This window comes from Paenibacillus sp. F4, assembly GCF_002894905.1.
Classification (GTDB): domain Bacteria; phylum Bacillota; class Bacilli; order Paenibacillales; family Paenibacillaceae; genus Paenibacillus; species Paenibacillus polymyxa_B.
The window spans coordinates 381,183-401,995 of record NZ_POVS01000009.1 but is presented as its reverse complement, the minus strand read 5'-3'; the positions used below and the strand labels follow the sequence as shown (position 1 = coordinate 401,995).

At 46.9% G+C, this 20,813-nt stretch carries 16 protein-coding genes and 1 pseudogene; 13 read left to right on the top strand and 4 right to left on the bottom strand.

The genetic code is table 11. From position 1 onward, the window contains the following. Positions 1-35 precede the first annotated feature (35 nt). A complete protein-coding gene (locus tag C1T21_RS08800) occupies positions 36-1,727 on the bottom strand; it encodes an ABC transporter substrate-binding protein (protein ID WP_103047963.1) in 1,692 nt (563 codons plus the stop codon). Between the two features lie 280 nt (positions 1,728-2,007). Here C1T21_RS08800 and C1T21_RS08795 point away from each other — a divergent pair, with 280 nt between their 5' ends. The 7 genes and pseudogenes from C1T21_RS08795 to C1T21_RS08765 all read left to right on the top strand — a co-directional run bounded on the left by C1T21_RS08795 (position 2,008) and on the right by C1T21_RS08765 (position 8,566). After that, positions 2,008-3,075, top strand: a complete 1,068-nt coding sequence (locus C1T21_RS08795; protein WP_103047962.1) for a LacI family DNA-binding transcriptional regulator — start codon at positions 2,008-2,010, stop codon at positions 3,073-3,075. Positions 3,076-3,281: 206 nt separating this feature from the next. Further along, positions 3,282-5,834: a beta-mannosidase gene (locus C1T21_RS08790; RefSeq protein WP_103047961.1), complete on the top strand. Its 2,553-nt coding sequence runs from the start codon at positions 3,282-3,284 to the stop codon at positions 5,832-5,834. 235 nt (positions 5,835-6,069) lie between these two features. Continuing rightward, positions 6,070-6,531 (top strand): hypothetical protein, encoded by a 462-nt coding sequence (locus tag C1T21_RS08785; protein ID WP_374703719.1) that lies wholly within the window; start codon positions 6,070-6,072, stop codon positions 6,529-6,531. After that, positions 6,455-6,688, top strand: a pseudogene (locus tag C1T21_RS27840) (hypothetical protein); the annotation flags it as partial. The gene C1T21_RS08785 and the pseudogene C1T21_RS27840, both read left to right, overlap by 77 nt. A gap of 211 nt (positions 6,689-6,899) precedes the next feature. After that, on the top strand, positions 6,900-7,640 hold the full coding sequence (locus tag C1T21_RS08775; protein WP_069080066.1) for a DUF1361 domain-containing protein: 741 nt from the start codon (positions 6,900-6,902) through the stop codon (positions 7,638-7,640). 64 nt (positions 7,641-7,704) lie between these two features. Beyond that, entirely contained in the window at positions 7,705-7,908 is a 204-nt protein-coding gene (locus tag C1T21_RS08770) for a YwbE family protein (RefSeq protein WP_103047960.1), read from the top strand. A 25-nt stretch (positions 7,909-7,933) separates the two neighbouring features. Further along, on the top strand, positions 7,934-8,566 hold the full coding sequence (locus C1T21_RS08765; RefSeq protein WP_071640354.1) for a DUF2238 domain-containing protein: 633 nt from the start codon (positions 7,934-7,936) through the stop codon (positions 8,564-8,566). 57 nt (positions 8,567-8,623) lie between these two features. Here the strand turns inward: C1T21_RS08765 and C1T21_RS08760 are convergent, their stop codons facing one another. Further along, a complete protein-coding gene (locus tag C1T21_RS08760) occupies positions 8,624-9,793 on the bottom strand; it encodes a glycosyltransferase family 4 protein (protein WP_103047959.1) in 1,170 nt (389 codons plus the stop codon). Between the two features lie 93 nt (positions 9,794-9,886). Beyond that, entirely contained in the window at positions 9,887-11,209 is a 1,323-nt protein-coding gene (locus tag C1T21_RS08755; protein ID WP_374703718.1) for an MFS transporter, read from the bottom strand. A gap of 186 nt (positions 11,210-11,395) precedes the next feature. Here C1T21_RS08755 and C1T21_RS08750 point away from each other — a divergent pair, with 186 nt between their 5' ends. The 5 genes from C1T21_RS08750 (at position 11,396) to C1T21_RS08730 (ending at position 18,289) form a co-directional block, all read left to right on the top strand. Further along, on the top strand, positions 11,396-12,427 hold the full coding sequence (locus C1T21_RS08750) for an FUSC family protein (RefSeq protein WP_175405266.1): 1,032 nt from the start codon (positions 11,396-11,398) through the stop codon (positions 12,425-12,427). Between the two features lie 356 nt (positions 12,428-12,783). Beyond that, positions 12,784-15,162, top strand: a complete 2,379-nt coding sequence (helD, locus tag C1T21_RS08745; RefSeq protein WP_258012398.1) for an RNA polymerase recycling motor HelD — start codon at positions 12,784-12,786, stop codon at positions 15,160-15,162. 153 nt (positions 15,163-15,315) lie between these two features. Beyond that, positions 15,316-17,157 carry an adenine deaminase gene (locus C1T21_RS08740; protein WP_103047958.1) on the top strand — a complete coding sequence of 614 codons (1,842 nt, stop codon included), beginning with the start codon at positions 15,316-15,318 and terminating at the stop codon, positions 17,155-17,157. 125 nt (positions 17,158-17,282) lie between these two features. Then, positions 17,283-17,864, top strand: a complete 582-nt coding sequence (locus C1T21_RS08735) for a Crp/Fnr family transcriptional regulator (protein ID WP_103047957.1) — start codon at positions 17,283-17,285, stop codon at positions 17,862-17,864. A gap of 83 nt (positions 17,865-17,947) precedes the next feature. Continuing rightward, on the top strand, positions 17,948-18,289 hold the full coding sequence (locus C1T21_RS08730) for a darcynin family protein (protein ID WP_103047956.1): 342 nt from the start codon (positions 17,948-17,950) through the stop codon (positions 18,287-18,289). Between the two features lie 141 nt (positions 18,290-18,430). On the opposite strand, the gene C1T21_RS08725 is transcribed toward C1T21_RS08730, so the two are convergent. Next, positions 18,431-19,279, bottom strand: coding sequence for a copper amine oxidase N-terminal domain-containing protein (locus C1T21_RS08725; RefSeq protein WP_103047955.1), 849 nt, complete (start codon positions 19,277-19,279; stop codon positions 18,431-18,433). Positions 19,280-19,523: 244 nt separating this feature from the next. Between C1T21_RS08725 and C1T21_RS08720 the strand changes: the two genes are divergently transcribed. Continuing rightward, complete coding sequence (locus C1T21_RS08720; protein ID WP_103047954.1) at positions 19,524-20,798, top strand: ABC transporter substrate-binding protein; 1,275 nt, start codon at positions 19,524-19,526, stop codon at positions 20,796-20,798. Positions 20,799-20,813 lie beyond the last annotated feature (15 nt).

Genomic DNA, 20,813 nt, shown 5'->3' with positions numbered 1-20,813 from the left:
CTGTCAGCCCTATAATATTTCATTAAAGACAAACCCTATTTTTCGCCGTACCACAGCTTCAGCCGATTTTGGATTAGGCCAGTATAGATTTCTTCAGCCTTTGGCACACCTGCCTGATCCAGCTCTTGGAGCATGCGGTCATACACAGCGTCGAACTGATCTGGTTTGGCGAGTACGGCCTCAGGAATCCGTTTGCGTACAATGTCCTGCGACTTTTGATAAATAACATTGTAATTCGTATTGGTCGGAACAGGCATGTTGTAGGCAGCACCCCACTCTTTTACCGGAAAATCCTTTTCGTTCGGGAAAAGGTCTTTCCACGTCTGGGCTTTGTATGCCTGAAGGGACTCTTTTTCGGCTTGACTATAATTTTCGGTAATCATTTCCGGATAATTGGTTGTGTAATAGTTGCCAGAAGGGTCCTTCACGCTATCGCCATAATGTGGCCCCCATATCCAGTACAAACCGATTCCTGACTCTCTGCTAAAAGAAGCGTTATCAGTGTTTTTACGTTGTTGCACATCCGCCGGAATGACTCGTTTGCCGTTCTCTACGTTGTAATGCTGGCCCTCAATTCCCCAATTGCGTAAAATTTGTCCTTCGTCGGAGGCCAGAAAATCCAGAAACTTGATAGCTCGCACCGGATTTTCGCATGAGGTTGTAATTCCGATCCCCGATGCAGTATCGAAGCCAATAGGCTGGAGAGAATGATCCTCGTATTTCTCATTTAAAGTGACTGGAAAATGGGCGTAAGTGAATTCATCCTTACCTGCTGCCTTGAGCGCATTTTCAGCATCTTGATAGTTCCATTCCTGATCAATGAGTCCGATGACACGGCCTGCGGCGATTTTGGACTTGTACTGATCACTTTTTTGCACAAATGTATCCTTATCCAACAGTCCTTCATTGTACATATGGTTCAACCAACGGAAATATTCACGTTCCTCTGGGCGCTTGTAGTGAAGAATGGCTTTGTGTGTTTTAGGATCAATATAATATTCGCCATCGTCGGGTCCACCAGTAGCAGTAACAGCCGGGTTTGTCACCGTAATTTGAATTTTCCAGTCTTCGGCATCGAGTGATAGGGGGATGGTAGGCTGGCCATTGGTGGTAGGATATTTGGCGACATAATCTTTAAGTGCTTTTTCAAAATCTTGAACGGTGCGGATTTTAGGGTATCCAAGCTTCTTAAGTGCCTGATGCTGGATTTCGAAGCCAGCTTGTGCATCAAACGCGATGTGATCCACACCCAAATTGGTCGGGATCGTGTAAATGGCTGGATCTTCACTACTATATTTAATACGATTAAAATAGTCTCCATACACTTTCTTAATGTTAGGGCCGTATTTATCAATGAGATCTGTTAAGTCAATGAGTGCTCCGGCATCGACCAACTTGCCAATGTCTGATTTGGGGTACACGAGATCTGGATACTCCCCGCTCGCTGCCATTAAAGCAAACTTTTCCTCGCCTCGACCATTGACAGCATGTTCGGCATTTAGCGTAACGCCCGTTTTCTTGATAATTTCCTGCCCGACAGCATCCTTCATGTTGTTCCAGTTAGAGCTGGAATCACCGCCAAAGAAAGTAAGTGTAATGGGACTGGTGTCATTAGGATCTTCCTTTTCTGCCTTACCGCCTGTTCCATTCGCGCAGCCCGTTGTAACGAGCAGCAGCAAAGACAGGAGTAGAATGGAGCTCTGTCGTACCGACCTGTTCATGAACATTTGCAAATCCCCCTTAATAAGTATGATTTACACAATGTAAGTGCTTTCAATAGTAAATTGTAGGAAATAGAGAACCTCTCGTCAAGTTATTTATAATTGCTTGTTATGCGGTTTGTTTTTTTATTAAGCAAACATATTTTGGTGGAGGGTGTGGATTTGTACAAATCTATCATTTGATGATCTAAAACAAAGTATGCTACGATGGTACCAGTTTAGAGGTACACCCGTGTATTAGAAAGGTTAAGATAGAAAAAGACTCCGAATAGGGTTGGGTGAGAAGATGCGTGGAAAAGTAACATTGCAAGAAATTGCGGATGCGGCGGGCGTTTCAAAGTTCGCTGTTTCGCGTGCACTATCAGGCAAACCCGGTGTAAGTGAAGAGACAAGGGCGGTTCTGGTCAAGCTTGCCGCCCAGATGGGCTATTTTCGCAGTCACCCCAAAATGACAGGGGTAGAGCCTCGGGACACAGATACCAGAGAATGGTCAGGTACTGTGCTAGTGTTATTTCCGAATATTAGGTATCAGAACAGGGAATCTAGATACTGGGGGCCAGTATTTGAAGGGATTTCCGAGCGTCTGAACCGTAAGGGTATGGATATGATCACGTTAACGGAGCCCTCGACTGAAGACATGTTTTCTTTACTGAATCCAGAGTCGATTAAAGGGATTATCACAGTAGGGACGATTTCAACTTCGTTGTTGCTAAACATTTATCGGATGGGTATTCCGGTCGTCATGGTAGATCATTGGGATTCTGCATTTTTAAGTGATACGGTGTTTACAGATAATCGCACATGCATGAGTGAATTAATGAAGGACTTGCTGTGCAGGGGCTATACCCGCTTTCAGTTTGTGGGTCATATTGATGACGCTCACAGTTTCTACGAACGCTGGGAAGCATGTCGTTCCACACTGGAAATGAGCGGAGTAGAATTGCGGCAGATTAAAGCTCTTCTTCACAGGGGAGCGCAAGCGCTTGCTGAGGAAATGGAAAAGTTGTCCGAGGACGAACTGCCTGAGGTTTTTGTATGTGCTAATGATGTGACTGCTGCGCAAGTCGTGGATGTGCTGAAAGAAAAGGGGATTGACGTTCCGAGGCGTTGCGGAGTGACCGGGTTTGACGATACGAATGAACAAATGCCGATTTATGCCACGGTGAGAGTGGATAAGGAATTGCTGGGAATGCGTGCAGTGGACCAGTTGTTATGGCGCATAACGAACCCGAACTCGCCTGTCGAGAAAAAGTTGCTACATGCTGAGCTATTCGTACGGGAAGTTCATGCACCCCGGATCAGTCGTGAAAATGATGACCGTGAGCGTCCCATTAACACAATCACATATAGTTAATGTCCAGATGCGTGTTATGACACCATACACCGTGAAGACGAAGGAGGTCGCTTTTAGCCTGTTTAGGGGCAGAGGGCGACTTTTATTTTGTATTTTGTCATTTGTTCTAAAAAACAATTGACTATTTTGTTAGCTTAATGTTATTTTTGTTATGTTACTGAAGAATCCAGATGTTCCCAATCATGCTTATAGGGAGGCTTGTGACGATGGTTAATGTGATAGGATTGGATGGCTGGAGGTTTAGGGAAGCACAAAGTGATGAGTGGCTTAGCGCGAAAGTGCCGGGTTGTGTGCATACTGATCTTTTACGACATGGCAAAATTCCTGATCCGTTTATTGGTGTGAACGAGATGGAGGTACAGTGGATTGATAAACAGGATTGGATATATGAAGCCCCTTTTGAGATAAATGCAGATCAGCTTCAATGTCAATGTGTAGAGTTGGTGTTGGAAGGTTTGGACACATACGCTGATGTAAAAGTGAATGGTCAATCTGTCTTGTCAGTCAATAATATGTTTCGGGTATGGAGACAGGATGTGAAGGCATTTGTTCAGCAAGGGGAAAATCGGCTAGAAATCAGTTTTCGTTCTCCGATCACTGAAGATGTACCCAAGCTTGAAAGCTTGGGTTATGGACTCCCTGCACCCAATGATCAGTCTGAGATCGGTGGTTTGTCCGACAAAAAGGTAAGCGTTTTCGCACGTAAGGCTCCCTACCACTATGGTTGGGACTGGGGACCGAGGCTGGTGACGAGCGGTATCTGGAGAGAGGTCCGGATCGAGGCCTGGTCCGGTCTGATCGTGAGAGACTTGTTTATTCGACAGGACGAGGTGAATTCGGTAGGGGCTAAACTCATGGCAGTGGTAGAGATCGAAAATGCAGATGAGATTAGAGATGCCGAGTTGCGTATTTCCGCTGACGGGAAGGTGTGGTCCAAGCCGGTTCGGCTGCTGAAGGGGAAGCAGACGGTGGAGCTGGAGCTGGAGATGAAGAAGCCCAAGTTGTGGTGGTGCCGTGGACTGGGGGAGCCTCATTTATATACGTTTGTGGCCGAATTGGTGGAACAAGAACAAGGAGCTGTAATCGCGGGAAAATCAGTAAAAACGGGACTGCGTTCCATCCGTCTTATACGTGAACGGGATGCAGCAGGAGAGAGCTTTTATTTTGAGCTGAACGGAATTCCTGTGTTTGCAAAAGGGGCTAACCACATTCCGAATGACAGCTTCATCACTGAAGTTACGATGGAACGATATCGGTATGAAATTGCCAGTGCAGCCGCCTCGAATATGAATATGCTGCGGGTGTGGGGCGGCGGTATTTATGAACAAGACATATTTTATGAGCTTTGTGATGAATACGGTTTGCTCGTGTGGCAAGATTTTATGTTCGCCTGCAGTATGTACCCGGGGGATGAGGATTTTATGGACAATGTGGCACAGGAAGCCGAGGACAATATTAAGCGGCTGCGTCATCATCCCTGCATTGCCTTATGGTGCGGCAACAATGAGATCGATTCTGCATGGGCGCATTATGAAGAGAATGGAGGCTGGGGCTGGAAAAAGGACTACACACCTGAGCAACGGGAACGCCTATGGAATGATTATGAAACACTCTTTCATCGGATTCTACCGGAGGCGGTACACACCTGGTCTGCGCAGACAGCCTATTGGCCCTCCTCCCCGCTGATAGACCTGACGAGAGATCGGAACCAGCATGCCCATCGGTCTTCAACTGCAGGTGATATTCATTATTGGGGTGTATGGCACGCGTCTGAGCCGTTTGAGAATTATCATGTACATGTGGGCCGTTTTATGAGTGAATATGGTTTTCAGTCCTTTCCTGAATACAAGTCCGTTCGTACTTATGCGGAAGAGAAGGATTTGGAGCTGGAATCTGCGGTGATGCTGGCACATCAGAAGAACGATGCGGGCAATCGTCTGATTAAAGAATATATGGAGCGGTACATGCGAGAGCCAAAGGATTTTACATGTTTTCTTCACATGAGCCAAATTTTACAGGCAGAAGCAATGAAAGTAGCCATAGAGACGCATCGTCGTCACAAGCCCTATTGCATGGGGACATTATACTGGCAAATGAATGACTGCTGGCCCGTTGCCTCCTGGTCGAGTATGGACTATTTTGGTCGTTGGAAGGCGCTCCAATATACGGCTAAGCGCAGCTTTGCCGATGTGCTGTTGAGTGCAACCGATACAGAACAGGGGAATAAGGTCTTGCATCTGGTCAACGATACACTAGAGCCGATATCAGGTACGCTGCGGCTGACTCTTTTGCATATCCGTAGCAGCCAGGCTATTCATGAAGAGGACGTTAAGGTAAAGCAACCAGCAGGCGGTGCAGGAATTGTACATATACTGCCTATCGACAAATGGCTGAGTGGCCTGAACCGTGCGGAGCATATGCTGGTCGCGTGTCTGACGCAGAATGATGAACAGGTGGCCACTGGTGAAATTTATTTTGCAGACACGAAAGAGATGGATTTACCGCAGGCAAAAATTGAAGTGACAGAGATTCAGGGAAGCGGAGGCAGCAGATTCATGCTGTGTTCGGATGTACTTGCCAGACACGTGTGGCTATCGGCAGAGCAGGAAGGTATTTTCAGCGACAACCATCTGGATCTGGCTCCCGGTATTCCAAAAACAGTGGAGTTTTTGGCCTTGCGCAACGGTTCATCAGCATTTGTGGCAGCTGCGCCGGGTACATTGACAGTACATTCATTGGTCAATTGGATACAAGGTTAGACAACAGTAAAAGCTTATCCGTCTTTAAGTAGATGATGGATAGGCTTTTTTTTATAATATAAATTTATTTAATGATATGTATAGCGTTTTCATAATGTTAATATACATAACAAAAGAAGGCTTGGGAGTTAAGTGGTAACAGATCATTTGTAAGAAATCTGTCTATTTAGCAACTAACTGTTGGAATATAAAAAAGCATACGGTTGGTCGAGAACTTGTAAAGGAAATCCGTCAGTTGGGCTTTAGCAGGGTGGAGCTGAACTATAACATTACCCGGGAAATGCTAACGACGATTGAGCCTATGATTGAGCGGGGAGAAATCGGCATATCGAGTGTGCATAATACATTTCCTCATACACCAGATCCGGATTACGGCGCGAATTCCGTTCTGCTCGGGTTTGACGTTGAAACCAAGCGACAACGTGCGATAGAGCTGCTGGTGCAATCTGTGGAATATGCGCATCGGTACGGAGCAAAAGCGGTAATTGTGCATCCTGTAGAGGTTCCATTTCCATACAATATCAGTGAGGAACTGGAGGGCTTTTCCATGAGCAGTGCAGGGATTCTGCTGCTTATCCAAACGTTGTGGGCCCAAATACTGGAGCGTCGGAATTCACTGAGTGACCAGAGGTTGCCATACGCCAAATCACCGTTGGGTATTGTGTGCTGCGCTGGGATTTCTATATGGGCTGTTTGATCTACCCGAAGCGCTCGCGCGGGCCGAGGCTTGGCTAGCTGAAGGGTTGGACGGGACGCCGGATGGCGAATGGACGGAGCGCATCAACGGAATTTATAATGCTGTTAGCGATATTATGCTAATTCATGCTGCCCGAATATTAAAACTACCGGAGCTACGCTTTTACCTGTGAGTGAAGTCTAAAACACAGTAAGCATCTATTTTTCGGGGATGAGGTCCATTCCCAAAGAATAGATGTTTTTTATGTTCATTTATGCAGGGGTAGAGCGCTTCCATTGAGCTTGAAGCCATTGTGGTGTACACTGTCCAGAACAGGTGTAAATTGGAACGTCAGGAAGGCAGGACGGTTACAAGGAGGAAAGACACATATGTATGCCCGTTTAAGATCGTTAAATTATCCACTAAAACTCTATGTTTTTTTAGCACTGGCCTTATGCTCCGTAATCAGTACATTGTGGATCATTAACGTGCGACTGCCCTCAGGGGGCCGCCCTTATCTTTTTATTTGGTGGAATATGATGTTGGCTTGGATTCCTATGCTGTTGACGCTACTGCTTGATGTAATGTACAGCTCGTGGAGGCGGGGAACGAGAACATTTTTACTCTGGGTTACGGGGGCGGCATGGCTTTTCTTTTATCCCAATACACCCTATTTGATCACAGATTTGCTGCATGTATTCGCCAGATATCCATTTCTCGGGGAGCAACGTTTCTGGGGAAATCCGTACTTTTGGAATCATGTACTGGGAATGCTGCTGGTAGCCGTACTTGGCCTGACAATGGGTTTTGTATCGCTCGAATCCGTACGACAATTGGTACAGCGTGCACGTGGTGGGCTTGTTAGTTGGCTGTTTATGCTGGCGGTACTCTTGTTGAGCAGCCTGGGTATTTACATTGGCCGTTTCTTTCGAGGGAACACATGGGATATTGTTTCTGCGCCCTCTCAACTGTATGCACAGGTATCTTCCATATGGGCAGACTCCTTGCAACGTACTCATTTTGTGGAGTTTAGTGGGATGGTATTCGTCATTTTGCTCGTCAGCTATGTATCCACGATGTGCGTAGTCTGGATGGGGAACAACCGCCAGGACGAATGGCGTCGCTGGTGATTCAATTGTAGCTGAGTGGCTGAATATCATCAAAAAATGTAAAAATAAAGGAGGAATAGCTACAATGAACGGACAGAATCGATCCGATATCCACGCTGGTCTTCAGGTAGATATTGTACTTAAAAAGGATCAGCCTACCGGTAAGCTGACACGAGGAACGGTGAAAGATATTTTGACCAATTCCCCGCGTCATCCGCATGGAATCAAAGTGCGTTTGACAGACGGACAGGTTGGGCGTGTCAAACATATCGTAACGAACGAAGGCTAGAGCTTTGGGCTGAGGAGGAATGAAGATGAACCAGGCAACGGCATGGTCTAAAAATGATCGCTACCCGCTTGTTTTACTTGTATTACTGGCGCTTGCCCTCATTTGGTCCTTGATTCGCCCAGCGGATTATTTTACATGGGTACTTGAAGTTCTACCCGCGGTTTTGGGAGCTGTGCTGCTGACGGCTTTGTACCGTAGATTTCGGTTTACCAATCTGGTATACACCCTAATCTGGCTGCACGCATTGATCTTGATTGTCGGTGGACATTATACCTATGCCGAAATGCCACTGTTCAACTGGATTCGGGATACGTTCGGACTGGAGCGCAATTATTATGATCGACTTGGGCATTTTGTACAAGGTTTTGTACCTGCACTCATTGTCAGGGAAGTGCTGTTGCGTAAAACGGCTTTGGGAAGCGGGAGCTGGCTCACTTTCCTCACGGTTAGTGTGTGTCTTGCGATCAGCGCTGTGTATGAGCTGATTGAGTTTGCTGTAGCCAAGGCAACCGGAACGGCAGCAGAAGCCTTTTTGGGCACACAGGGAGATGTATGGGATACCCAATGGGATATGCTTCTTGCGTTCATCGGCGCCCTGACAGCAGTGATTTTGTTGAGTGGGGTACATAACAAGCTGCTGAAACAATTAAGGTATTAGCAGAATTTATTTACCTCGCCTTTATCATGCTATCTGAAATTTCGCTGTTTTTGAAGGCTACATTCGCGTCATGGGACGGCTGTCGAGGTGTAGAGTTGCTGCGTCCATGTAGCTGTCCAGTAGCCGTTCAAAAATACGGTCCCACGTCTGCTCCAGGCTGTAGGCTCTACCAGCTCTGGACATAGCATCGCGTAGTGAGGCATCCTCGTACAACAGGTGTACAGCTTTGGCAAAGGCAGCGGCGTCCCCAGCAGGACACAATAGCCCTGTTTTTCCATGGATTAGATTATCTTTTACCCCGCCTTCATTGGCACCGACCACAGGTGTACCGCTCGCCATAGCCTCCAGTACAACGTTGCCGAAGGTTTCCGTGGTGGAAGGGAAGAGAAATACGTCGGCTGCGGCGTAGAGTTCAGCTAGTTCCGGGCCTTTCACAAAACCAAGCCAGTGGACTGCATGCTCCGGCACTCCTATATCCGCTGCAGTTTTGACCTTATACAATGGACCATCTCCTGCAATGACCAGCACAGAGGCTGCGCGGACGTCGTCGGGTAACTGGAGATAGGAATCCAGTAACGTGTCTATCCCCTTTTCCGGTGCAAGCCTGCCTACATACAAAATAACAAATGCATCTGCATGAACGCCCCATTTCCTCCATACTGTATTACGGTCCACCTTTGGTTGAAATCGGTCTGTATCAATGCCTCTACTCCAGATTTCGAGCTGTCCCATTCCTTTATTGCGCAACAATTCCATGGTTGATTGAGAAGGGACATACACCCTTTCGCAATGTCTGTGAAACCAGAGCATGTATTTCCATAACGCAGGTTCAAGCCAGCGAAGCTTGTAATATTCGAGGTATTTATCAAAGTGGGTGTGATATGAGGCGACGAGTGGAATATGGTGTTTGGCTGCGTAGCTTGTTCCATACAGGCCAAGGTTAAACGGAGTAGCGACATGAATCAAATGCGGGGAAAAGGCTGACAGACGCTCATTGATCTGTTTGGCGTTGGGGATCGCAAGTCTGCATTCCCGGTACAATAAAAAGGGAATACTCCGAAATCGCTCTACACCCGGCCCAGAGGGCAGATGATGGTCTGCCTCCGGTGCGAAGACGAGCGTAGATACTCCATGTGTCTCCAGATAGCCAATCCATCGTTCCAGGGTCAGAGCAGCGCCATTCACGTCAGGCGTATACGTGTCCGTAAGCAATGCAACTCGAAGCATGCCTTCATTCCTCCTCCGCCATTCTCATTTATCCTATGACGTTCCAGGGGAGTCCGCTTGGAGGCTCCGGCTTTTATTGTGTCATGATTTTGTTTACGGGCTTGCCGGGTTTTGTAAAAGCTGGCCCGCGGACGGGCGCTTTTCTCGGAACATTCTGTAATAGACGAGGGAGGACAAAATATAGAAAACACCTGTCATGCTAAATGTGATGGCATAGCCCCAATAGTTGCCATAAGTTGTAACTAAATAGGCTTGTACAGGTCCCATACCTGCGGTGCCTAGCATCCAGGTCGTCTGGAGAATGGAGTTGGCAATGCCACGATTTTTATCTGACACACGTTCGACGAGAATGGCGGTTTGCAGCGGATTGGCTGCATTCATTAGTGCTTGCCTGAATAGAAAGCTGATGGAAGCGATCCATAGCACGTTCGTAAAGCCTGTAATGAGAAGGAACGGTAGCGAAAGCAGTTGGAAGCCAACTACAGCTCTGACCAGTCCAATTCGGCTGCCGAGGGTAGGTCCGATCAACATGGAGAGGATGGTCATGAGCTGGCCGAGTGCAATCAGTAAACTCATTGCGCTGAGCGATACGGAGAAGCGGTTCGTAAAATACAAATTAAGATACGGGATGACCAGACCTGAACCTAACCCAAGAAAAAACTGGGCCAGAACAAATTGTCCAATAACCCGGCGATCAGAAGAAACAGCAGGCGTCTCTGATGCAGGGATATCGGGTGTACTGTGCGGTATATGTACTTGTTCTGTTTGAGGTGAAGATTGGGCAGGAGCTGGTGCTTCTATGATTGCCGTAGTTTTTGTGATGAACAATAGAGGAATAAAAGCAGTCAATGTTGCCATTCCTCCAAGGAACAGAGCAACCCGCAGACTGGATAGCGGTGTGATTCCCCACGTTTGCAGCCCATCTGCGAGTACGCCACCCCCGAAGCTGCCCAGGACTTGGGCTGCCAGTACAAGAGCTGAGTAATAGCTGAATATTTTTAAACGCTGGGATTTACTAATGCTTTCCGCTAAAAAAGGCACAGCCAGCACCTGAATAAAGGCGGCGAATACACCTGAGATTACGGCAAATACCAACATGCTTCCGCTGGTATCTGTAAAGGTACGGGCGAGAAAGGCCAGGCCGCTGAATAATGCGCCGATAACCAGCATATTTTTGCGGCTCGTCCGATCCCCCAAAAATCCGACCGGAATGAACAGCAACGCCGTCGCCAGCGCCTGCAAGCTGACCACCCGGCCGTTCATATCATCATCAAAGCCAAGCCCTTGGATATACAGGTTATACAGTACAGAAAACATTCCCGTGCCCATCTGGTACAACAGATTGGCCATAAAAAACAATCGGATATTACGCGGCCACTTTTGGGGCTCTTCTAACATTTTACTAATCCATGGCACGATGAGTTCCTCCTGTGACGTGTTGCAAATAAGTTAATACTGTTGATATGTATTCTAGCAGGAACTGTACATTTCATAAATATTCCTGATCTCCGATTGTTTTGGGTAATAATAAAGCATGGACTTTACATTGAATTTTCATTATAGTAATTCGGTATGAATAAATTTGAAAGGTAAGCAGGAGGGATGGCTTTGGCTTTTGGAGCACGGGTGTTAAAAACGGGAATCGCAGTGACGCTCGCCCTTTTTCTGAGCACGCTTTTGAACACCCATTCGCCTGTGGGGGCAGCGATAGCCGCTATTTTTGCCATGCAACCGTCGATATATAGGTCGTGGCGTTATTTTCTGGATCAACTCCAAACAAGCACACTAGGTGCAATCATGGCGTTGCTGGGCGGAATGGTATTTTCGAATGAGCCGATTGCAGTTGGACTGGTATGTGTATTGGTACTTATGATATGTCTGAAAATAAATATGGCTGATACGGTGGGATTGACACTCGTGACCGTTGTTTCTGTAATGGAAGCCTCAGGGGACTGGAAATTTGCGGTGACCCGCTTTGCGCTCACTTTGATTGGGATTGTGTCTGCTTTTGTCATCAATGTTAGCGTTTTTCCCCCGAAACCGAAAAGGCAGTTTATTAATCAGATTCAAAATGTATTTAACAGCATGTCCTTGCTGCTGCGTACTGCCATTTCCGATGAGATTAAGGAGTCTGTCTTTAAAGAGGAAAAAGGCAATCTGGAGGGAGCCATTAAATCGCTGTCGGACAAATATCATTTGTTCGAGGAAGAGCAGAAGAAGCTCAAGCGCTCTAAGTTTAGTCAAACGAGACAAATGGTAGTATACAAACAAATGCTCGGAAGTTTGCACAAAGGATATGAGGTACTGGATGCAGTGGAAAGGCACTATTTCCAGTCTTTACGGCCAAAGGGAACGGATGCTTTTTTTGACAGTCATCTGGAGTTACTGATTCGTTTTCACGAGCATGCTCTACTGAAATTCGAAAATAAGCTAAAACCGAATGAGGACGAAAGTGAATTGTTTCAACAAGCCAACGGCGAATTTATGAAGCATGCGATTACACGTTTTGACCATTGTCAGGAAGGAATGCTGCGGCTTTCCATTGTGGCTGCGGCGATGTACGACTATGGTCATCAGCTGGAGAGGTTGAGCAGACTGGCCGACCATATTCATCCTGTAGAAGAGAGCAGATAGGCGAATTTCCTAAAAGAAAAGCGACCGCATTCATCAATCAGATGGCCGGTCGCTTTTTTATGTAATGAATTCAAGTGTGTAAGAACAGGTTAATAGAAAGTTGCCAGAACGCACAAAAAAAGCCCGCTGGTTGCGAACAGGGACTGAACTTGCTACAATAGAGGATGCTCTGTTTTATGGTGAAACCATATGCATAAGTTGTGAATCACACTTCTTTTTACATTATAGCATGCTTCAAAGGATTAGTCAATTTTCCCGGATCAGGGGGATGCCGCGAGTATGCCCGGGTCCATAATAGAGCATAGTTTGTACGCAAGGGAGCCCTGCGTGGAGCAGGAGGAAACGGAACAGGAGCGATGTCAGTGACTACTGAACAGCAATGGAATGAAGAACAACGAAGAGTAGAAGATGTGACCGCAGTGATTAGCCGGCGTATTCGGAAGCTAGAGACAGAGGTTGGTTCTGTGCGCGGAGATGTCGTCGATATGCGTAAAGACTTCTGGGATGAGGTAACGATCAATTTCAGTGAGGCAGATGATGTGGGTGAGACGTCCACCAGTTTGCGTCAGCAGTCTGAGATTTTGTCTGAGCGGGAACGAAGACACAAGCATTCCACAGAGGCGTTAGGTCGTTTGAAAAAGTTGCTTGATTCACCGTATTTTGCACGCATTGATTTTGCTGAGGAAGGGCAGACTGCGGAACGTGTTTATCTGGGGATTGCCTCCCTGCTGGATAATCAAGATGAGGAATTTCTGATCTACGACTGGCGTGCGCCTATTTCCAATCTTTATTACGATAACATGCCGGGGCCCGCTTCATATAAGACCCCGGCAGGGGAGATGGAAGGGGAACTCACGCTCAAGCGCCAATTCTCGATCCGTGATGGACAGATCCGTTTTATGTTCGATACAGGGGTGACGATTGGAGACGAACTTCTTCAAGCAGTATTGAGCCGCAGCTCGGATGCTCAAATGAAAAGTATTGTCGCTACCATCCAGAGGGAGCAGAATCGCATCATCCGTGATGATCGAAGCCGGATGCTCATTGTTCAGGGGGCGGCAGGAAGTGGCAAAACCTCTGCTGCGCTTCAGAGAGTAGCGTATTTGCTGTATAAGTACCGGGATCGCTTACGAGCAGATCAGGTCGTGTTATTTTCGCCTAACCCGATGTTTAACAGTTATGTATCGACAGTATTGCCTGAATTGGGTGAGGAAAATATGCTTCAGGCCACGTTTCAGGAATATTTGGAGCGGCGTTTGGGCCGGGAGTTTCAGTTAGAAGATCCATTTGAACAGCTGGAATATGTGCTTTCAGCGTCGTTACAGCCTGGGTATGAAGCCAGGATGGAGGGTATCCGCTTTAAGTCGTCCAAGACGTTCTTACATGTGATTACAGGCTACAAGACGTATTTGGAACAGGAAGGAATGCGTTTTAAACCCATCCGCTTTCAGGGACGTGAGGTGGTTTCAGTAGAGCAAATGGCCCGCAAGTTTTATGAATTCGACTCTACGGTGCGGCTGGCGAACCGATTGGAACTGCTGCGGGATTGGATGCTCAAAGAGCTGGCCCGCTTTGGTAAGGAAGAATGCTCTGCCCCATGGGTGGATCAACAGATGGATCTGATGGAGCCGGAGGATTATCAGCGTGCCTATAACCGCATGCGCCGTAAATCCAAGAATAAGGGCGATACCTTCGACGATTTTACGCGTGAAAGAGAAATATTGGCGCGTATGGTGGTCAGTGACCGCTTGAAGCCCCTGCGCAAATGGATTAAGGCGCTTCGCTTCGTAGATACGACCCGGCTCTACAGCGAGCTGTTTATGAATGAGGCGTTGTTGAGCCAACTGGCGAATCATGCAGAGCTACCCGTCAGCTGGGGTGAAATTAGTCGACAAACTCTGGAACGAATTCAGGCTGGGGAGTTAGCGTATGAGGATGTGACACCCTTTTTATATTTGCGTGAGCTGATGCTGGGTTTCCGTTCCAATAGCAACATCCGTCACGTGTTTATTGATGAGGCACAGGACTATTCCCCATTCCAACTGGCTTTCTTCAAGCGCTTATTTCCACAGGCTAAAATGACGGCACTGGGTGATTTTAATCAGGCTATCTATGCCCATGCCTCGGTGCTTCAGGATGCAGAGCCATTGTATGACTTGTATGGTGCAGATCAGACCGAGATGATTTCCCTGACACGCAGCTATCGCTCAACACAGGAGATTGTGGAATTTACCCGGGGGATGGTCCCTGGGGGAGAGCACATTGTACCGTTTAACCGTAAGGGTGAGAAGCCTCTTGTAACCGAGGTGCGTTCGCGTGAAAAGTTGCATCAACAGATAGCAGGGAATGTCACAGAATTATTGGCAGAAGGCTATGAATCCATCGCGGTGATCTGTAAAAATGCTGACGAAAGCGCGGCAGCCTACGAAGCGCTGGAAGGACAGCTGTCAGTGAAGCCAAAATTAATTAAGAAAACAACTCCTGCTTTTGAAAAGGGGATTCATATCATTCCGGCCTACCTGGCAAAAGGCGTGGAATTCGATGCGGTCCTGATTTATGACGGATCAGCGAAACAATACCAGCGTGAGAGTGAGCGTAAGTTGTTCTACACCGCCTGTACGCGAGCGATGCATCTGCTGCATATTTATAGCATAGGGGAGATTACGCCATTCGTGAGTTTACGGGATTCGGATACGTATACCCGCAAAGTGGAAGAAAGTGATCGTGTTCTATAGAGAGGACATTGGCAATCAGCTGGGGACCAATACCTTAGGAACCTATGCGATACTTGAATAGATGTAGAGTTGGCTGGCATTATGGAGCGTATTCCAGTAACATAAGCAAATAGGCAAAACAGGTAAGAAGCATAAACGGAGGTTACAAACGTAATGGACATGAAGAGTGTATTTCAACGCCCGCCGCTGGCGGACTGTGTACCCGAGTTGGTAGCTACAGCTAGAGGAGAGCGCAAGGCATCGTTGGTGATCCGCGGAGGAACACTGGTCAATGTGGTATCGGGCGAGTTGCTGCCAGGCATGTCTATTGCTGTGCAAGGTTCTCGTATCGCTTACGTCGGTAGGGACGTCAGTCATACGATTGGAGAAGACACCATAATCATTGAAGCGGAAGGCCGCTATATGGCACCGGGGTTACTGGACGGACATTGTCACATCGAAAGCACGCAGCTGACCGTAACGGAGTTCGCTAAGGCTGTACTGCCGCTGGGAGTGACGGGTGGTTTTTTTGACCCGCATGAAATTTCCAATGTACTGGGTCTAAAAGGGCTTCGTCTGATGCTGGACGAAGCACGTACGACACCGCTGGCTGCTTACATGCAGGTGGCTTCTTGCGTCCCGTCCACAGGTCCGGAGCTGGAAACGACGGGTGCCTCCTTCGGCCCGGCGGAAGTCGCAGAGGCGTTAAGCTGGGGCCCGGATATGATCGGGCTGGGCGAAGTCATGAATTTCCCTGGTGTCGTCTATGGAGACGATGTGATGATCGGGGAAATTCAGGCCACGCTGCGCGCGGGCAAGGTGGCGGATGGCCATTTTACATGGGCCTCCGATGATTGGCGGCTGCCGGTCTATGCAGCCGCGGGAATTACGGGCGACCACGAGTGTGTCACGCCCGAGGATGTAGCCGAACGTATCCGGCTCGGCATGTATGCCAAGATGCGGCAAGGCTCTGCCTGGCATGATGTGGCCGAGACGATCCGAGCCAGCACGGAAATGGGTCTCGACACGCGCCGCATGATGCTGGTAACGGATGACCGTAGCGCAGAATCCCTGCTCCATGAAGGGCAGATGGACTTCGTCGTGCGTCATGCCATTGCACAGGGCGTCAAGCCCGTAACCGCGTTTCAGATGGCCACACTGAATACGGCAGAGCGCTTCGGCGTGGCACGGGACATCGGATCGATCATTCCGGGTGCGATTGCCGACATTATTTTGCTTGATGGCCGATTGGCCGAAGTGAATGTGACGGCTACCATTGCAGCGGGCCAGCTGGTGGCCGAGCACGGTCAAATGGTCGCCGATTGGGACGGCTTCGTTTATCCTGCTGAAGTGATGGACACGGTCCATCTGGGACGAGAGCTGAGTGCTGCAGATTTTCGCATTGCGGCTCCAGTACAGGAGGGGAATGTACCTGTACGGGTGATTCGTGTTACGGAAAATCACGTGGACACGAAGGAAGTGCGAATGACCGTTCCGGTCCGTAATGGAGAAGTCACGGCAGATCCTGCACAGGATTTGTGCAAAATAGCTGTTTTCGAGCGCCATCATGCCAGTGGCAGTCACGCGGTGGCACTTGTGACAGGTGTCGGCTTCACCGAGCCGGCTGCGATTGCCATGACCGTCGCGCATGATAGCCACAACCTGCTCGTCATTGGTAATGATGACGAGCTCATGACCCAGGCGGCGAAGCAGGCTGTTGCCCTGCGTGGTGGCGTGGTGGTCGTATCCGCCTCGGGTGAGACGCGCTTCCCGCTGCCTATCGCCGGGCTGATGTCCCCAGCTCCGTTTGCGGAGGTAGCTGCGCAGTCCGAAAGTATCAGCCGGGCGCTTCAGCAATCCGGCTGCATGCTGAACAACGCGCTGATGACACTGTCACTGCTCGCACTGGTCGTTATCCCTGAAATCCGTCTGTCGGATCAGGGGCTTGTCGTGATCGGAGCGGATGGCATCCGCAAGGTATCTCTTTTCGTGGAAGAGGATGCTGCGGAAGTCTGATAGAACACGTCGCTGGGGGTTGTCCTGCAGGTCTGCCCAGACCTGAGGGATAACCCCTGTTTTTCATACACGAAGTCAAAAAAATATCTTCGATTTCTTTATAAAAGTCAAGGAGCGGTGGGCAGATGCATCCCTATTATCGTTCACTAGAAAAAATGGCTCATCATGCCTCGATTATAGAGCAGGATTGGAACAGGTTTGTAGAGCAAACCCGTGTGAAGCATGTTCAGCAGGGAACGGTTCTCATTGAAACGGGTGAGCCTGTGAAACATGCCTATTTTTGTTCAGAGGGATTATTCCGTTTATTTTATCCATTAGCAGATGGCAGAGAATATAATGTCGGTTTTTCGCCAGAAGATGATTACGTAACCTCTTATGGGGCTATGATCCAAGGAGAACCATCCACTTTTTCGATCGAGGCAATGGAAGATTCGGTTGTTATTGAAATTCCATATCACGTATTGAAGGAGCTTATGGATACAAGCCATATGTGGGAAAGATTCGTCCGTAAAAGTGTAGAAAGACTTTATATTCGAAAAGAGGAACGGGAGCGCGAATTATTGTATCTTTCCGCTAAGGAGCGTTATCATGCTTTTCTTCTCAAATACCCCGGATTGGACAAACGAGTTGCCCAATATCATATAGCTTCGTACATAGGCGTCTCCCCTGTATCACTTAGTCGTTTGCTGCGTAGTGATCCGCATTAACCTATGTTAATGCGACTTTGTAGACAAGCAGCGTACAATAACGATAAATCATTCAAGCTTCACCAAAAAAGGAGATAAGGCATATGCGTTATATGATGATTGTATTATTGGAGTTCTACCCTTCCTGGTTGGCTCTACCTCGGGAGGAACGTCGAAAACATGCGGGGGCCTTGCAGGCTACCATTCAAAAATATAGCGAACATGTTCAGGTTCGTTTTTTTGATGCAGAAGCACTGCCTGGAAACGACTACACTGATTTCGTCGTATGCGAAACGGAGGACATGAAGCAATATCACTATATGTGGGAAGAAATTCGCGATTCGGAGCCGTATACCAAAGGATACATGAAGATTAAAGATGTAGTGATGGGTATGGAAAATGCATTTCAGTCCTATGAGTCAGAAATGCTACAGATGGAAAAATAACCGTCATTCCGCTTTCTATGTAAAATGAAGAGTTCAGCTTATATACGGTTAAAAAAGGCGAATTCCTGTGCTGTTTATGTTCAGCTGGAAATTCGCCTTTTATCTTTTGGAGACGAAAAAGTGTAATAAGAAAAAATCACATTATACAACTGTGTTACTTATAATCTTCAGAAAACCGTTCTTCCCAGCGGTATCCATTAACTGATTAATGGATTTTCCTGCGGTATCGTTAAACAAATACCACTCATCTTTCGATACGTCATGAAGCAAAATCTCTGGATATTCTGTTGAAAGTTCAGATGGAACAGGACTAATTAAAGAATAAATATCAAAACGAACTAAGCTTTTCCCTTTTTGGTCTAAAAAATCATATTGTGCATTTTTATAATAAGATCCAGGTGTGTCAAGAGTTAAGCTCCAAGAATAGTTTTCAGGTGCTTCGACCTTTTCACCTTTGTTTTTTGCGAAAATATTATAAATGGTTTCATTATATGCATTGCCATTAATTTGCTGAACTACGCCGCCCAAAGTCATATGGTATTCCTGTTGAAGTGCTTTTACTTGTACACCGTTTATGAACAATGGTTTAGTATCAACAGTCACTGCAAAGTTGCTGTAATTGACATTGCAGCCAAACGTCTCTGCAATAAAACGAAGTGGAACATATATGCGATTATTTTTCGTGTATGGTTTTACATCAAGCAGCATCTTTTTACCATTTTTCTCCGCTATGCTTCTGTTTATTGCTAATTTTACTTTCATCTCGCTTTTAGCGAGAATAACCTCGGAATTGGACCATTCGACACTAGCCCCCAAACTTTCGCTCATAACACGTAGAGGTACTATGGCGCGTTTATTCTTCATTTCGGGCTTCACATCGGATGTAATAGTCACACCGTCAACTTTGATCTGATTTTGTGCTGCATAAGTTGTGGACGATGAAATAAATAAAAAAATTGCAAGAAAAGCCGCAAAGAATGCTTTTTTCATAAATGATTGCTCCTTTTTTGGTTAAATTTGTTGTGCAGTAACTTTCCCCCATATTAAGACGCAACTGGATAAAAAAACGTTGCGCTGTCCTGTCCGTTAACTTAACGTAACAACCAGTTTGTACTATTTGATCACCTTCCGATATATACCAACTAAAAATTGCTAATCTTCCTGGAGAATTATGTCGATAACATTGGATATTATTCATAAAATTTATCAAAGTAAATCCTTAGGGGGAAAGTTAATGAGAAAACAGCTAAAAGTTGCGATTTCTCTAGTATGTTTAATGATGTTTATAGGTTGTTCAGCTTCACCAGTATCACAGCAGACGACCAAGATTACACTTTTGAATTCCAAATCTGAAATAAAAACCCAATTAGAAGAAGTAGCAAAACAATACAATCAAGAGCACCCTGAAGTATCTTTGGAGATTATAACCGCTCCTGAGGGGACGTCTGCATATCAAAAGCTGATGTCGATGTACGGCTCAGGAAGTCCCGCTACCATGTCGATGCTTGATCCTGGGGATGCTCAGCAATTTCTGGATAAAGCCGTTGATTTAAGCAAAGAAAAGTGGGTAGCTGATACGATAGAAAATGGACTTGACGCCGTTAAGAAAAGTGATGCTGTGCTGGGGTTTCCATTTGCAGTGGAAGGCTACGGATTAATTTACAATAAGAAAGTGCTTGACAAAGCAACAGGGGGGGCTTTTGATGCTTCCTCGGTAAAAAGTAGAAGCAACCTGAACTCATTAATGGCTAAAATTCAGAAGACGGGAGTAGCACCGGTCATGCTTTCACCAATGGACTGGTCTCTCGGCTCACATCTTTTAGCTCTGTCTTATTCTGTTCAGCCTGGGGGTTTTCCGGAGTTTGTTAAGGGTATGCAGGATAACTCCATAGACATGTCCCAAAATAATGTAATGTCTGGATGGGTACAAACTTTAGACTTGCTCAAGGATAACAGCATCAATAAGAATTCGCCTTTGGACAGCACGTATGACGATGGAGCCAAAGCATTAGGAGAGGGAAAAGTGGGGCTTTGGTTTATGGGCAACTGGGCTTGGGCTGGGATTAAGAGCAATGATACAGCAAATGAGGAATACGGTTTTTTGCCCCTTCCGTTAAGCGATAATACGGATGACCCTAACAATGCTAAGATTACAGTCGGTGTAACAAAGTATATTTTCATTGACTCCACAGCTACCACACCTCAGGAGCAAGAGGAAGCAAAGAAATTTCTGAACTGGCTGGCATACGACAAGTCCGGACAAGATTTTCTGGTAAACAAGGCTAATACGGTACCTGCGTTCAAAAATATTGATTTAGAGCCTGCCGATCCTTTGGGACGATCAATCAAGTCGTATATCTCGACCGGAAAGACACTACCGTTTATGGCAACCCTTCCACCTGATCATGGGGGCATCACAGGAGCATCTATCCAAAGCTATATCAGTGGAAAGATAGATAAGACTGAGCTATTGCGCCAAATACGCATATACTGGAAAGCTCAGCAGTGATGATACGAGACCAGT

Coding starts and splice junctions, on each gene's coding strand:
- C1T21_RS08800 (WP_103047963.1), bottom strand. CDS start 1,727: ATGTTCATGAACAGGTCGGTACGACAGAGCTCCATTCTACTCCTGTCT.
- C1T21_RS08795 (WP_103047962.1), top strand. CDS start 2,008: ATGCGTGGAAAAGTAACATTGCAAGAAATTGCGGATGCGGCGGGCGTT.
- C1T21_RS08790 (WP_103047961.1), top strand. CDS start 3,282: ATGGTTAATGTGATAGGATTGGATGGCTGGAGGTTTAGGGAAGCACAA.
- C1T21_RS08775 (WP_069080066.1), top strand. CDS start 6,900: ATGTATGCCCGTTTAAGATCGTTAAATTATCCACTAAAACTCTATGTT.
- C1T21_RS08770 (WP_103047960.1), top strand. CDS start 7,705: ATGAACGGACAGAATCGATCCGATATCCACGCTGGTCTTCAGGTAGAT.
- C1T21_RS08765 (WP_071640354.1), top strand. CDS start 7,934: ATGAACCAGGCAACGGCATGGTCTAAAAATGATCGCTACCCGCTTGTT.
- C1T21_RS08760 (WP_103047959.1), bottom strand. CDS start 9,793: ATGCTTCGAGTTGCATTGCTTACGGACACGTATACGCCTGACGTGAAT.
- C1T21_RS08750 (WP_175405266.1), top strand. CDS start 11,396: ATGGCTTTGGCTTTTGGAGCACGGGTGTTAAAAACGGGAATCGCAGTG.
- helD (WP_258012398.1), top strand. CDS start 12,784: ATGTCAGTGACTACTGAACAGCAATGGAATGAAGAACAACGAAGAGTA.
- C1T21_RS08740 (WP_103047958.1), top strand. CDS start 15,316: ATGGACATGAAGAGTGTATTTCAACGCCCGCCGCTGGCGGACTGTGTA.
- C1T21_RS08735 (WP_103047957.1), top strand. CDS start 17,283: ATGCATCCCTATTATCGTTCACTAGAAAAAATGGCTCATCATGCCTCG.
- C1T21_RS08730 (WP_103047956.1), top strand. CDS start 17,948: ATGCGTTATATGATGATTGTATTATTGGAGTTCTACCCTTCCTGGTTG.
- C1T21_RS08725 (WP_103047955.1), bottom strand. CDS start 19,279: ATGAAAAAAGCATTCTTTGCGGCTTTTCTTGCAATTTTTTTATTTATT.
- C1T21_RS08720 (WP_103047954.1), top strand. CDS start 19,524: ATGAGAAAACAGCTAAAAGTTGCGATTTCTCTAGTATGTTTAATGATG.